We start from the raw sequence: 12,582 nt of genomic DNA, 5'->3' as shown, positions 1-12,582 counted from the left end.
CCAATCCCGGGCCCAATCGGAGTCCCGGCCGTCGCGCTGGACCCGGCCGTCGCCGAGCCGGGCCCGTAGGCCCAGGAGTGGGGTGCGCCGTCGCGTCATCACAGGTCACCCCAACCCTCGTGCCGAACCCGGCGCCGTACCGAGCCACTTGGCGGCGGCCTCGGAGCGGCTGGTGCTGTGGAGTTTGGCGAAGATGCGGTTGATGTGGTTCTTGACGGTCTTCTCGGAGATGAAGCAGGTGGCGGCGATCTGCTGGTTGGTCATGCCGGACGCGATGTGGTCCATGATCTCCGCCTCCCTCGCGCTCAGTTGGAACCGTGACCTGTCCGGAGTGGGCGGCGGCGCCGTGGGTTGACGGCCACTCCCCCATCCCGACGCCAACTGTCCCACATCCGGTTGCAGTTGCGAAAGGTTTTCCGAAGAACTTAGCGTGGGGGTGGGGATAGAAGACGTCATTCCGTGTGCACTTGCACTTAGTTGAGACTCGTAGGAGCCCAGACCCTCCGGCAGTGACGCGCCCGTACCCGCCTGCTCCTGCCGCAGCTGCGCCAGCAGCGCGCCCGCCGCCGACGGCGTGAAGTGGGCCCTGCCCAGCTTGATGTCCCTTACGGCGGTCACCAGTTCGTCCGCCGTGAACTCGCCGTGGACCAGGTAACCGCCCGCCCCGCGCCGCAGCGCCTCCTGGACGATCTCCGACTCCCTGCTGTACGTGAGCATCACGACCGGCGCGATCCGCACCAGGTACGGAAGCGCCGAGATGCCGTCCACGCCCGGCATCCGTACGTCCAGGAGGACCACGTCGGGGCGGTGCAGGTGCGCCGCCTCGTACGCCTCCCGGCCGTCCTTCGCCTCCGCCACGACCGTGATGTCCGCGCGGCCCGACAACAGGGCCGTCAAGCCGGCTCGGACCACCGGGTTGTCGTCGGCCACCACGACCCGGAGGAGCGAAGTCGGCGTCGGCGTAGGGAAGTTCGGGAACGGGGTCGGCGGTGGCGGCTGCGGCGCGCCGGGGTGGGGCGTCGTCTGGTCCGGCATGGCTGCCTCCTCTCGGGTCGTCGGTGTGGGGGGATGGGAAGGGGTGGGAAGGGGTGGGAAGGGGTGGGAAGGGGTGGGGGGAGCTGGAGTGTTCGCTGCGTCTTCTCTGTGGTCAGTTCGTCAGCGCTCCCAGGGGGAGTTCCAGGCGGACCTCCGTGCCCGTGTCGTGGCCGCCTCTGCCGATGCGGATGCGGGCGCCCACCGACGCCGCCCGTTCGACCATGCCGACCAGGCCGAAGTGGCCCGCTCTGCGCAGCTGTTCGAGGGTCGTGCCGGGAGGCAGGCCGCGGCCGTCGTCGTAGACGCTGATGCGGAGGAGGTTGTCGTGGACCCCTGCCCGTACGTCGACCTTGGTGGGGGTCGCGTGGCGGTGGGCGTTCTCCATCGCTTCCGCGGCGATGGTGAGGAGTTGGCGGGCCACGGCGGGCGGGACCGGCGGTACGCCGTGTTCGCCCGTCGGGCGGTACGTCGTGGGCAGGCCGGTCCTGGTGTGGAAGTCCCTTGTGCGGGCGGCCAGTTCGACGAGTACGTCGGTGCCCTCGTCCGGGTCGGACTCGCGCCGCAGGTCTGCCAGGAGTTCGCGGGATTCCGCCGCCGCCCTGCGCGCCGAGCGGGCCACCAGTTCCGCCTGCTGTCTGACCAGGGTCGGGTCCATGCGGTCCGCGCCCGCCGAACCCGCCAGGCCGTCCGCCGCGAGTGCCACGCCGTGCAGGGTCTTCGCCACCGAGTCGTGCAACTCGCGTGCCAGGCGGGCCCGTTCGGCCCCTACCGCCTCTGTTACGGCGAGACGGGCCTGGACCGTCGTCAGGGCGGTCGTGGCTTCGCCGAAGCGGAGCATCAGGTTGCGCAGGGTCACTCCCACCGCGCCGGCGATCACGCACAGGCCGGGGAGCAGGGATGCTTCCGCCACGCCTTTGTGGGCGTCCGCCGCCACGGTCTGGGCCAGGAGCAGGATCACGGCCTGGAGGCTCGCGAAACAGCCCGCGCCTCGCCAGCCGTAGACGATGCCGGCGAGCAGGGGGGTGCAGACGCTGACGTAGGCGAGCGTGCTGGTGGGCCCTGCCGAGATCAGGAGGAGGGAGCCGAAGAGGGTGTCCAGGGCCAGGAGGGAGGGGTGGCGGAGCAGGAGGGGGCCGAAGCGTTCCCAGTCTCTGAACAGGACGTAGGAGGCCATGAAGGTGACCACTACGGCCGCGCCCACGAGGCGGGTGGCTACGCCGGGGTTGGCGTGGACGAGGGCGGAGGGGGCGGCGAGGGCGATCATGGCGAGGCGGAAGCCGAAGACCTGCCTGCACATCGCTTGCAGCGCGCTTACCTGGATGGGCAGGGCGATCCGGCCTTCGGCCTGGATCGTTTTCCCCCCACCTGCACCGCCCGTGCTGCCCGTGCTGCTTTCGTTGTCGGGTGCGGGTGGCCCCTGTGGCCCCTGTGGGGGGCCTTCGCCATCGGCGGCTGTCCGCCCCACGCCCGGCTGCGCCGGTACCCCCGGCAGCGTCGCCCCCGTACCCCCCGCCCGCACCCACCCCGGCGGCAGCGCCGGCGTCACCGATGTCACCGGGATGTCCGACGCCCCCGACCGGACATGGTCCGGCAGCACGGTGCCGGCGGGCGGTGTCGTGATCTCCGCCGGTTTGGGGCGCCGGCGCAGCAGGCCCGTGCGTTCCCGTTCCTCCGTCGTGGCCATCTCTTCCGTCGCCCCCGTCCCTACTTGCCCGTGATCGTGCTGAAGTCCGTGCCGGAGCCGAGGAGGAGGCCCGCGCCGAGGAGGAGCATCGTGGCCGGGACCATGAACGTGGTGATCATCATGGTGGCCTTGGGGACCGCTCTGGCCGCCTTCCTCCGCGCGTTCTGCGCGTCCGTGCGGCGCATGTCCTTCGCGAGGGAGACGAGGGTGTCCACGATCGGCGCGCCCAGTTCCTCGCCCTGCTGCAACGCCGTGACGAACATGGCGACTTGCTCGCTGTCGTTCCGGCGTCGCAGTTCCGCGAAGGCCGCGCGGCGGCTCATGCCGAGGTCCATCTGCCGTAGCGTGATGCGGAGTTCGTCCGCCCACGGGCCCTCGTACTTCGACGCGACGCGGTCGAGCGCCTGGCGGAAGCCCAGGCCCGCGCTGACCACCACGGCGAGGACGTCGAGGAAGTCGGGCAGGGTCCGTTCGATCACGTCCCTGCGGATGCGGATCGCCGACCAGATGCCGACCTCCGTCCAGAACGCGCCGAAGGCGAACAGGATCAGGGCGAGGAGGTAGTTCCCCTTCATCAGGAACACCAGGCCGCCGAAGCCGCCGAGGAAGCCGTAGACCGCGCGGCGGGCCGCGTAGCGGTCGATGGTCAGGCCGCCGGGGTTGCCCGCGAGGTCTATCCTGCGGCGGTACCTGGCGACCAGCTTGGGGCCCATCAGGCGCAGGACCGCCGGGGCGTAGCGCATGCCCATGCGGTCGACGAGGGAGTCGACCGCGCCGGTGCGGGTCGATCCGACCTCCAGGGCCAGGACCAGGTCGCTCGGCAGCTTCACGTCCGCGCGGTACATGCGGACGCCGGCGAAGATGCCCCACACGCTGAGGCCCATGACCAGTGCGAGTACGAGTGCCGTCATCAGATCTCCCCCTCTCAGACGTCGATGCGGGACAGGCGGCGGATGAGGATGAAGCCCACCGCGTACAGCCCGAACGCGATGATCACGCAGGCCTGGCCGATCGGGGAGCCCGTCATCCGTTCCAGGGCACCGGGTTTGACGCCGTTCATCAGGAAGAGGGCGCCCACGCCCATCACCGGAACGGCGTACGACGTCATGTTGACCTGGGAGAGCTGGGTGCGGACCTCGCGGCGGGTCTCCTTGCGTTCGTCCAGGGTCTCCGTGAGGTTGCGCAGGGCGCTGACGACCTGGCCGCCCGCCCGGTTGGAGAGGACCAAGGTGGTGACCAGGACGACGAGTTCGCGGGAGGGGAGGCGGTCCGCCAGCTCGCCCAGCGCGTCGTCCATGGAGGCGCCCACCGCCAACTGGTTGGCCACCTTGGCGAGTTCCTCCCCGGCCGGTGCCTCCAGCTCCTCCGCCGCCATGCTGATCGCGGTGCGCAGCGCGAGGCCGGCGTGGGTGGCGTTGGCCATGATGCGGGCCAGTTCGGGGAGTTGGCTGATGAACCGCTCGATGCGCTTCTGGCGCTGCCAGTTGAGGAACTGGATCGCCACCCCGATGCCCAACAGCCCGGCGATCGGGCCGAAGAAGGGGGCCAGGGAGGCCTGGCCGATCAGCCAGAGGGCCGCGACCGTGGCCAGCATGTAGACGAAGAACTCGCCCGGGGTCATGTCCAGGCCCGTTGCCGCCAGCCGCAGTTCGAGCTTCCGGCCCAGCCGCGTGCGGCGCAGCCGGCGGTCCAGGTTGCGGAAGCGGCGGGGGCGGCCGAGCGGGATCTGGCCGGTCGACGACAGCCGGTCGACCAGGGCCGCGCGCTGCGCCTTGCCGGTGGCGTAGGCGTGCACGCCGACGACACCCAGGACACAGGTCAGCAGGGTGATGCCGGTGGTGAGCGTGACGATCGTCTGGAGATCCATGGGGTCGGTCCCTACCTACTGGCTTCTCGGAGGGCTAGCTGTTCTGCGGTGTGGGCGACGCCGAAGGCCTGCGGCAGGGGCTGGCTCGCCATGTAGAGACGGTCGGCGGTACGGCGTGAGAGCGGGAAGTACTCGAAGGTGCCGTAGACCCGGCCGTCGGCGGAGATGGGCTGGGGGCTGAAGCGGGCCACCGTCGCCAGCCGGTACGGCTCGCTGCCGTGGCTGTCGAGGAGGGCTATCTCGGTGATGCGGCGGGCGCCGTCGGCGAAGCGGGTGAGCTGGATGATGACGTCGACGGCGCTGTTGATCTGGTCGTGCAGGGCCTCGAAGGGGATCTCGACCTCCGACATGGAGGCCAGGGTCTTCAGGCGCATCAGCGCGTCCTCGGCACTGTTGGCGTGGACGGTGGCGAGGGAGCCGTCGTGGCCCGTGGACATCGCCTGGAGCATGTCGAGGGATTCGCCGCCGCGGACCTCACCGACGACGATGCGGTCGGGGCGCATACGCAGCGAGTTGCGGACCAGGTCGCGGATGGTGACCTGGCCGTTGCCCTCCACGTTCGGGGGGCGTGCCTCCAGGCGGATCACGTGCGACTGCTGGAGCTGGAGTTCGGCCGAGTCCTCGATGGTGATGATGCGCTCGGTCTCCGGGATGAGGCCGGAGAGCGCGTTGAGGAGGGTGGTCTTCCCGGTGCCCGTGGCGCCCGAGACGATGATGTTGAACTTCGCGTGCACCAGGCCCGCGAGGAGATACAGCATGTGCTCGTCCAGGGAGCCGAAGCCGACCATCTCCTGGAGGGTGAAGGAGCGCGGGAAGCGGCGGATGGTGAGCGTGGCGCCCGTCAACGACAGCGGCGGGATGATGACGTTGACGCGCTCGCCGGACGGCAGCCGCGCGTCGACCATCGGATTCGACTCGTCCACCCGGCGGTTGACCGTCGACACGATGCGCTCGATGGTCTGCATCAGCTGGTCGTGGGAGGGGAAGCGGAGCGGCAACTGCTCGACCCGGCCGCCGCGTTCGACGAAGATCGCGTCCGGGCCGTTCACCATGATCTCGGTGATCGACGCGTCTTCGAGGAGCGGTTCGAGGATGCCCAGGCCCAGCGCCTCGTCGACGACCCGGCGGATCAGCTGCGCGCGCTCGACCGTCGAGAGGACCGGGCCCTCACGGCTGATGATGTGCCCGAGCACCCGCTCCAGACGGGCCCGTCGCTCGGCGGCGGCCAGCGCGCTCATCTCCGCGAGGTCGATCTCCTCCAGGAGTTTGGCGCGGTAGGAGGCGACCATGTGGCCGTCCTCGCCCCGATGGCCGTTCTCCTCGGGATGGTTGACTCGTTCCCGCAGACCCATGAGTCCTTGCTCCTTGCTCCGCGTTCAGTGGTCGAGCGGCATGGTGGCGGTCTTGCTGGCGTCCCCGAAGCCGTCGTAGCCGGGGATGACGGACGGGATGTGGATGGACGCGGTGACGGTGACCGTGTCACTGCCGAACGTGGCCGCGCAGCCGGTGACCGAGAGCCTGGCGCTGACCGCGTCGCTGCACGCCGGCTGGGCGCCCTGCCGGAGCGAGGCGCTGCGTGCCCCCGCCCTGGCCGCCGTCCCCGCCTGCTCCGCGGTGTAGGCGATCAGCCCGAGCTGGACCGCCGCCAGGGTGACGAGGATCAGGATCGGGATGAACCCGAGGTATTCGATGGCGACTTGTCCGCGGTCGCGCGCTCGGAGGCCGTGGGTCATGTCAGTTGGTCACCTCCTCCACGGCGCCCGCGTGGGCGTGCACCGTGAAGGGGAAGGCGATCGAGCCCGGGAAGAGGACGGGCACCTTGAGCGTGACGTCGGCCGTGACGAACCCCGTGCCCCCGCACCTCACTTCGGCGTCCCCCCTCCACGCGGCGGACAGCTTGCTGAGGCCCGCCTGTTCGCAGGCGGCCTGCCGCGCACCGCGTGTGGCGGCCGTGCCCGCCCGCACCGCCTCGTCGGCAGCATTCCCCGCGAGCGTGTACGTGTACCCCACCAGCACGAACTGCCACATCAGCACCAGTGTCAGGATGATCAGCGGTGTCATGCCGAGGAACTCGATGGTGACCTGGCCCCGGTCCCGCCCCTTCGCGCGCATACCCGTCCCCCTCACTCTCTCCGGCGCCGGAAGCTCACCGAGCCGCGGTCGCCGCCGCGCGACCGGCCGCCCCGCTGGGCGACTTCGGGGACCTTGACCAGTCCCAGTTCGCCCGCGAGACCCCAAAGGGCCTGTTTCACCACGCTCTTGTTGTCGAGTTCGTGGAGCCGGCCGGCGTCCACCGCGCCCTGGAGTTCCTTGAAGTTGGCGGGGATCGCGGTCGCGGCGACCGTCGTACCGGTGATCCGCTGGATCAGCGCGGGCTGGATCTCCGTACCGCGCGTGTACCGGTTGACGACGATGGTCGTCTCCTCGGCCTTGCGGATCTGCAGCCGGTCCCACATGCGGACGGTGCGCTTCGCGGCGCGTACGGCGACCACGTCCGGGGTGGTGAACAGCAGTGCCGTGTCGGCCATTTCGACGGCCGCCGCGCTCGCGCCGCTCATCTGGGCGCCGCAGTCGACGACGACGACCTCGTAGCGGGAGCGCAGCGCGCTGACGATCTGGCGGGCGGCCCGGTCGGTGACCTCCTCGCCGCGCTCGCCCTCGCCGGGGGCGAGCAGCAGTGCCATCCCGGTGTCGTGCCGGAACACGGCGTCGGCCAGGACCCGGGGCGAGATGTCGGTGATCGCGGCGAGGTCGACGACCGAGCGGCGGAACTGGACGTCCAGGTAGGAGGCGATGTCCCCGGTCTGGAGGTCCATGTCGACGAGCGCGACGCTACGGCCCGACACCTGGGCGGCGAGGGCGAGTTGGATCGCGGCGAGGGTGGCGCCGACGCCGCCCTTGGCCCCGCTGACCGTGAGGACGGTGCCGCCGACGCCGGTGAACACGTCACCGCCGTGGCCCAGATGGCGCCGTACGCCCACGGACCAGGCGGCGACGGCCTGGACGCGGGTGGCCAACTCCTCGTAGCTCAGCGGCAGGGCGATCAGGCCGCGGGCGCCGGAGTCCATGGCGGCCTGGAAGAGGCCGGGGCTGGCGTCGGTGGTGACGAGGATGACGCCGACCGCCGGGAAGCGCAGCGCGACCTCGCGGACCAGCTCCAACGCGGGGACGGGCCCGATGCGTTCATGCACCACCACGACCTCGGGCAGCTCGTCGACGGACTCGGCGGCGAGCCGGGCCAGGGTGTCGATGAGCTGCGTCGAGTCGGCCACCGGGGCCACCGGGTCGGCGTCCGGGAGCTGGCTGAGCAGGGTCGTGATGGCGCGGATGGCATCCGCGTCGCCGACCGCCGGAAGAATCCTGGTGGGCATGCGGGCCTCTCACTTGTCCTTCGCGAGTTCGTACGTCCGGTCCTGCTCGGGCACGGTCGTAGCGCTGCCCGGCGCCACCAGCGCGAGCCGCACCCGCTCGGCGAACGACTCGGCGTAGGTGATGCGTTGGGCGTCGAGTGTGGAGAGCGCGAAGGTGATCGGGACGGCGTTGGTGGTCTGCTGCTGGTTCTTGTCGCTGTTGCTGCCCGGGTCGAGGGCGGTGATGTGGCCGACGTCGATGACCTTCGCGTTCGTCACGATGATCTTCGACTGGTCGGGGTCGCCCTGTTTCGCGCCCGCGAAGGTGGCGTACACGTTGACCGTGGAACCCGGTGTGATCTTGCCGGCGACGCCGGTGGCCGCGTCGATCATGATGGCGACCTCCTGCTGCCCGGGCTGGAGGGCCGGCTGGTTCACGATCATGTCGGTCTGCAGCAGGGAGCCCTCGCGCAGGGTGGTCACCGCGATCTTGCCCTCGATCTGGCGGAGATCGGTCACGGCGTTGCCCGACAGCCACCGCTTGGGCATCCTGATCTTCTTGAACTGGGCGGTGGAGAGGGTGGTGTAGGGCGCCACGTCGGCCTTCAGCTGGTAAGCCGTGACCTCGGGGCCGACCTTGGACTTCACGTCACTGATGACGGAGAGGACGCCGGCGAACGCGCCGAGGGCGCAGAGGACCGACAGGAGCAGGAGTATCACGCCGCGGCGCTGACGGGAGTTCATGAACCGTACAACCTCATTGGGGATATCGGTCGAGCGGAAATGAGCGGATCGAGCGGGATCAAGCGGGATCGGGCCGGGTGGAGCTGATCGAACGGATCGTGTGCTGTAAGCGTGTCCTGTGAGTGGAGGACTTATCCGGTCGACGTTTGGTTCTCGTGAACGGGCGGTGTGGCCGAGCAGAAGACACAACGGTCGCCGATGACGTCGATACCGCACCAGTGGCACACGGACTGCCGCACAGAGGCGACCAGTTGGTACAGCACCGACAGATCGGGCAGATACGTACAGAACTCGATCATCTTGTTCGTACCCCACCAACTCACCGACTCGGCGGGCAGGGTGGCCTCGCGCAGCCCCATCGCGTTCCACGCCGGGGCGAGGGTGGTGCCGATCCAGTCGGACTGCAGCTGCCCCTTGGCGACCAGCATCCAGGTGCCGAACTCCGGGCCGTCGAGGGTGACTCCGGAGGCGACCCGGACGAGCTGCGGCTCGGGGTGGGCGATCACCGCGAACTGGCTGCCGGGCACCCAGGACTTGGCGTGCGACTTGAGGCCGACCGGGACCCGGTCCAGTTTGGTGACCGAGCCGAGGAGCGCGCCGGCGTGGATGTAGTGCGTGAGCAGCCGGCCGGCCGAGGCGAGCACCCCCGGGCTGAGGTCGCAGGTCGCGAGCTGCCTCAACTGGCGGGCCAGAACGGCGAGTCCGAGCGGGGGGAGATTCGGACGGAACAGGGCGATCCGGTCGCTCTCCAGGATGGACCGGATGGTGTGCAGTCGCCGGTCCACACCCTCGGAGACGGCCTGCGAGGACACGACGACGACATGCCCGTGCTGGTCGATGAGGGCCTGCATCTCCGACAGCGCCTCGTCCAGCGGTCGTTGATCCAGGTCCCGCAGGACGACGGCGGGCAAGGTCCGTTCGTCCTGTGCTGGCAGCGCCATGTCGGCACTGGTCACGGCAATGGCAGTTGGCACGCGCAGCTCCCCGTTTCACGCCTGTCGGCACACCGGCATCACTCCGGCACACCGAGTCGACTTCATTGCGTGACTACCTCAGCACTGTAACCACGCCCCTGTTACCGGAGAACAGCGTTTGTGCAGCTGTGCCGCAACCGTCATCGCGCACAACACGCCAAAACGGGGCAGGTCGAGCAGCTGATCGAGGTCGGGTGCGCGTTTGGGCCCTCAGGGGAAGACCCGTTCCTCCTGCACGTACGCACCTGGACGTGCGGCGCGTGTGGCACCGTCCACGACCGCGATCACAATGCCGCGAAGAACGTCAAACAGGCCGCCGGACCGGCGGTGACAGCCTGTCGAGCGCAGGTAGGACCAGAACCCTCGGTTCCGGCACAGCGCGAAGAAGCAGGAAGCCACGGAATCCGGTCCGGAGCCCGTACCGCGTAGGCGGCAGAGCACCGGACCGGAAGGCCGGAATCTCCCCGCTTCAGCAGGGAGAGCAAGTCAATGGCAGAACTTCAACAACGGCGCTCGGTTAGGTTGACACGACCGTCCATTACGTCAACCCCCCGGCAGGTACCCCGCATGCCCTTACCCTCCCGGCTCGGACTCCTCCGCGATCCGGACTTCGGGCGGCTGTTCGCCGCCACCGCGCTCGGTCAGTTGGGCGATCGCGTCATCTTCCTGGCGTTGCCCCTGGTCGCCATCGTGGCTCTGGACGCGGACGAGTTCCAGGTCGGACTGTTGACCGCGATGACGACGGCGGGTTCGCTGCTGGTCGGGCTGCCGGCGGGCGCGTGGGTGGACCGGATGCGGAAACGGTCGGTGCTGATCGGCACCGACCTCGCACGGGCGGTCGTACTCGTGACGGTACCGGTGGCGTGGTGGGCGGGCCTGCTCACCATCTGGTGGCTCTACGCGGTCGCGTTGGTCCACGGGGTGCTGACCGTCTTCTTCGATGTCGCGTACGTCAGCTATCTCCCGCACCTGGTGGGCCGCGACAACCTCGTCGAGGGCAACTCGAAGCTCTCCGCGATCCGTTCGGTGACGAGTATCAGCGGGCCGGGGGTGGCCGGTCCGCTGGTCGGCTGGGTGGGCGCGCCCGCGACGCTGTTGGTGAGCGTGGCCGGGATGGCCATGTCGGGGCTGCTGGCGATCAGCATCCGCAAGCGCGAACCGGGCTCGCAGCAACGGGAGTTGAAGCCGGGTGGGCAACCCCGCCTGTGGCGCGACATCAAGGAGGGCCTGAGGTTCGTCCTCAAGTACCCCGCCCTGCGCGCGATCATGCTGAGCGACGCGATCTTCAACCTCTTCCTGGTGATGTACCAGACCATGCTGCTGGTGTTCCTGGAGAGGGAGTTGGGACTCGATTCCTCCGCCATCGGCCTCATCCTCTCGGGGATGGGCTGCGGTGCGTTGCTGGGCGCGCTGCTGGCGACCAGGGTCGCGCGCCGGGTCGGCCAGGGCCGGGTCATCTGGCTCGCGTCACTGGTGACGTGCCCGCTGACCGCCCTGATGCCGTTGTCCCGGCCGGGGTGGAGCGTCTGCGTGGCGGCGGTAGGACTCGCCTCGCTCTCCCTGGGCGGAGTCGTCCGCGTCGTGACCCAGTCGAGCTTCCAACAGGCCCTCACCCCGGACCACCTCCTGGGCCGCGTGAGCGCGACGGCCCGGTTCGTGTCCTGGGGCGGAATTCCGCTGGGCGGGCTGCTGGGCGGAGCGTCGGGTTCTGCGTTCGGGGCTACGGCAACCCTGTGGATCGGCGCGGCGGGCATGACGGCGAGTGTCCTGCCGAACGTGCTGTCGCCGCTGCGTACGATGCGGAGGCTGCCGGTGGGGAGTGAACTCGACCCGGTGACCTGAGAGTTCAGCCCGCCTTCTCGGAATTCTCGGCACCCCCAGCACCCTCCGCGAGCTTCTCCACCAACCCCTGCGCCTTCTCGACGGCGGTGTCGATCAGCTCGCTGTGCTTCCCGCCCGTCTTCTCGTCGACGAGATCACCGGCCTTCTCCAGCCCGTCGGAGATCTTGTCCCCGTGCTCCTCGGCGATCTCCTCGGCCTTGTCCTTCAGCTTGCCCAGATCCCGCAGGTTGTCGAACACGACAGTTCTCCCTCGCCTCAACGGGCTTACCCGGTCAGGGACATGGTCCTCACAGCGGGCGTTGGAGAACAAGGTGGCCCGGACGTGGATGCCCCGGCGGGCGGGGGTGCGGGACGGGCGCGTTCGGGGCGCAGATGTCTCGTTTCAGCGGGCCGTGCGGTATGACCCGGCGGGCGCCGCCGGAAAAATCGCGTCCTCGTCCCCGTTCCCCGAAACATTTCCGTAGGCCCACCGCGTCAGTACAAGTGAGGGCGGTGCGGTCAACAGCCCACGGGGGCCGGGGGAACAGGTATGAGACGACGACAGGGACGTGCCGATGCGTACGAGGAGTTCGCCGCGGCGCGCGCCGGGCATCTCTATCGGTCCGCCTGTCTGCTGACCGCCGGGGACACGCATCTCGCCGAGGATCTGGTGCAGGAGACCCTCGGCCGGCTGTACGTCGGCTGGGGACGGATGTCCAGGGTCGGCAACCCCGCCGGGTACGCCCAGACCGTCCTCACCCGTACCTTCCTCACCCATCAGCGGCGCCGCAGCAGCACCGAGCGCGCCACCGACGTCCTGCCCGACCTGCCCGACCCCGGCGGCTCCGGCGGGGACACCCCGTTGCGGCTGACCCTGCTCCAGGCGCTGTCCCGGCTGCCCGCCAAGGACCGTGCCGTGGTCGTCCTGCGCTACTGGGAGGACCGGTCCGTCGAGGAGACCGCCGACGTCATGCACGTCAGCTCCGCCGCCGTACGCACCCGCTGCGTCCGCGCGCTCGGCCGGCTGCGCGAACTGCTCGGCGAGAACCTCGACGAGTACGCGCGTCCCTGAACGCCCCAGTTCATCGCCCCCTCAACTCCCCTTAC

Annotated in this window: 14 protein-coding genes; 3 read left to right on the top strand and 11 right to left on the bottom strand. The window is 69.8% G+C overall.

Annotation, left to right across the window (positions count from 1 at the left end; all coding sequences use genetic code 11):
- Positions 1 to 105: 105 nt before the first annotated feature.
- The 10 genes from ACIQBL_RS03090 to ACIQBL_RS03045 form a co-directional block, all read right to left on the bottom strand.
- On the bottom strand, positions 106 to 1,035 hold the full coding sequence (locus ACIQBL_RS03090) for a response regulator (RefSeq protein ID WP_401936063.1): 930 nt from the start codon (positions 1,033 to 1,035) through the stop codon (positions 106 to 108).
- Between the two features lie 112 nt (positions 1,036 to 1,147).
- On the bottom strand, positions 1,148 to 2,719 hold the full coding sequence (locus tag ACIQBL_RS03085) for a sensor histidine kinase (protein ID WP_401936061.1): 1,572 nt from the start codon (positions 2,717 to 2,719) through the stop codon (positions 1,148 to 1,150).
- A gap of 20 nt (positions 2,720 to 2,739) precedes the next feature.
- Positions 2,740 to 3,630 carry a DUF5936 domain-containing protein gene (locus tag ACIQBL_RS03080; RefSeq protein WP_401936058.1) on the bottom strand — a complete coding sequence of 297 codons (891 nt, stop codon included), beginning with the start codon at positions 3,628 to 3,630 and terminating at the stop codon, positions 2,740 to 2,742.
- 14 nt (positions 3,631 to 3,644) lie between these two features.
- Positions 3,645 to 4,586: a type II secretion system F family protein gene (locus ACIQBL_RS03075; RefSeq protein ID WP_401936056.1), complete on the bottom strand. Its 942-nt coding sequence runs from the start codon at positions 4,584 to 4,586 to the stop codon at positions 3,645 to 3,647.
- A gap of 11 nt (positions 4,587 to 4,597) precedes the next feature.
- Positions 4,598 to 5,938, bottom strand: coding sequence for a CpaF family protein (locus ACIQBL_RS03070; RefSeq protein ID WP_401936054.1), 1,341 nt, complete (start codon positions 5,936 to 5,938; stop codon positions 4,598 to 4,600).
- A gap of 24 nt (positions 5,939 to 5,962) precedes the next feature.
- Positions 5,963 to 6,319, bottom strand: coding sequence for a TadE/TadG family type IV pilus assembly protein (locus ACIQBL_RS03065; protein ID WP_401936052.1), 357 nt, complete (start codon positions 6,317 to 6,319; stop codon positions 5,963 to 5,965).
- A 1-nt stretch (position 6,320) separates the two neighbouring features.
- Positions 6,321 to 6,698, bottom strand: coding sequence for a TadE/TadG family type IV pilus assembly protein (locus ACIQBL_RS03060; RefSeq protein ID WP_401936049.1), 378 nt, complete (start codon positions 6,696 to 6,698; stop codon positions 6,321 to 6,323).
- 11 nt (positions 6,699 to 6,709) lie between these two features.
- Positions 6,710 to 7,957: a CpaE family protein gene (locus ACIQBL_RS03055; protein WP_401936046.1), complete on the bottom strand. Its 1,248-nt coding sequence runs from the start codon at positions 7,955 to 7,957 to the stop codon at positions 6,710 to 6,712.
- Between the two features lie 9 nt (positions 7,958 to 7,966).
- Complete coding sequence (gene cpaB / locus ACIQBL_RS03050) at positions 7,967 to 8,680, bottom strand: Flp pilus assembly protein CpaB (RefSeq protein WP_401936044.1); 714 nt, start codon at positions 8,678 to 8,680, stop codon at positions 7,967 to 7,969.
- Between the two features lie 131 nt (positions 8,681 to 8,811).
- Positions 8,812 to 9,654, bottom strand: a complete 843-nt coding sequence (locus ACIQBL_RS03045; RefSeq protein WP_401936041.1) for a hypothetical protein — start codon at positions 9,652 to 9,654, stop codon at positions 8,812 to 8,814.
- A gap of 120 nt (positions 9,655 to 9,774) precedes the next feature.
- Between ACIQBL_RS03045 and ACIQBL_RS03040 the strand changes: the two genes are divergently transcribed.
- Both ACIQBL_RS03040 and ACIQBL_RS03035 read left to right on the top strand, forming a co-directional pair.
- Positions 9,775 to 10,083: a zinc ribbon domain-containing protein gene (locus ACIQBL_RS03040; protein WP_401936040.1), complete on the top strand. Its 309-nt coding sequence runs from the start codon at positions 9,775 to 9,777 to the stop codon at positions 10,081 to 10,083.
- 138 nt (positions 10,084 to 10,221) lie between these two features.
- Entirely contained in the window at positions 10,222 to 11,496 is a 1,275-nt protein-coding gene (locus tag ACIQBL_RS03035; RefSeq protein ID WP_401936037.1) for an MFS transporter, read from the top strand.
- Between the two features lie 4 nt (positions 11,497 to 11,500).
- On the opposite strand, the gene ACIQBL_RS03030 is transcribed toward ACIQBL_RS03035, so the two are convergent.
- Positions 11,501 to 11,734, bottom strand: coding sequence for an antitoxin (locus ACIQBL_RS03030; RefSeq protein WP_401936036.1), 234 nt, complete (start codon positions 11,732 to 11,734; stop codon positions 11,501 to 11,503).
- A gap of 291 nt (positions 11,735 to 12,025) precedes the next feature.
- Between ACIQBL_RS03030 and ACIQBL_RS03025 the strand changes: the two genes are divergently transcribed.
- Positions 12,026 to 12,547 (top strand): SigE family RNA polymerase sigma factor, encoded by a 522-nt coding sequence (locus ACIQBL_RS03025; RefSeq protein ID WP_401936034.1) that lies wholly within the window; start codon positions 12,026 to 12,028, stop codon positions 12,545 to 12,547.
- Positions 12,548 to 12,582: the final 35 nt, after the last annotated feature.

Source organism: Streptomyces sp. NPDC088350, from assembly GCF_044753545.1.
GTDB lineage: Bacteria > Actinomycetota > Actinomycetes > Streptomycetales > Streptomycetaceae > Streptomyces.
Note: the sequence above shows the minus strand (reverse complement) of the source record. Positions and strands in the feature narration are given on the sequence as shown.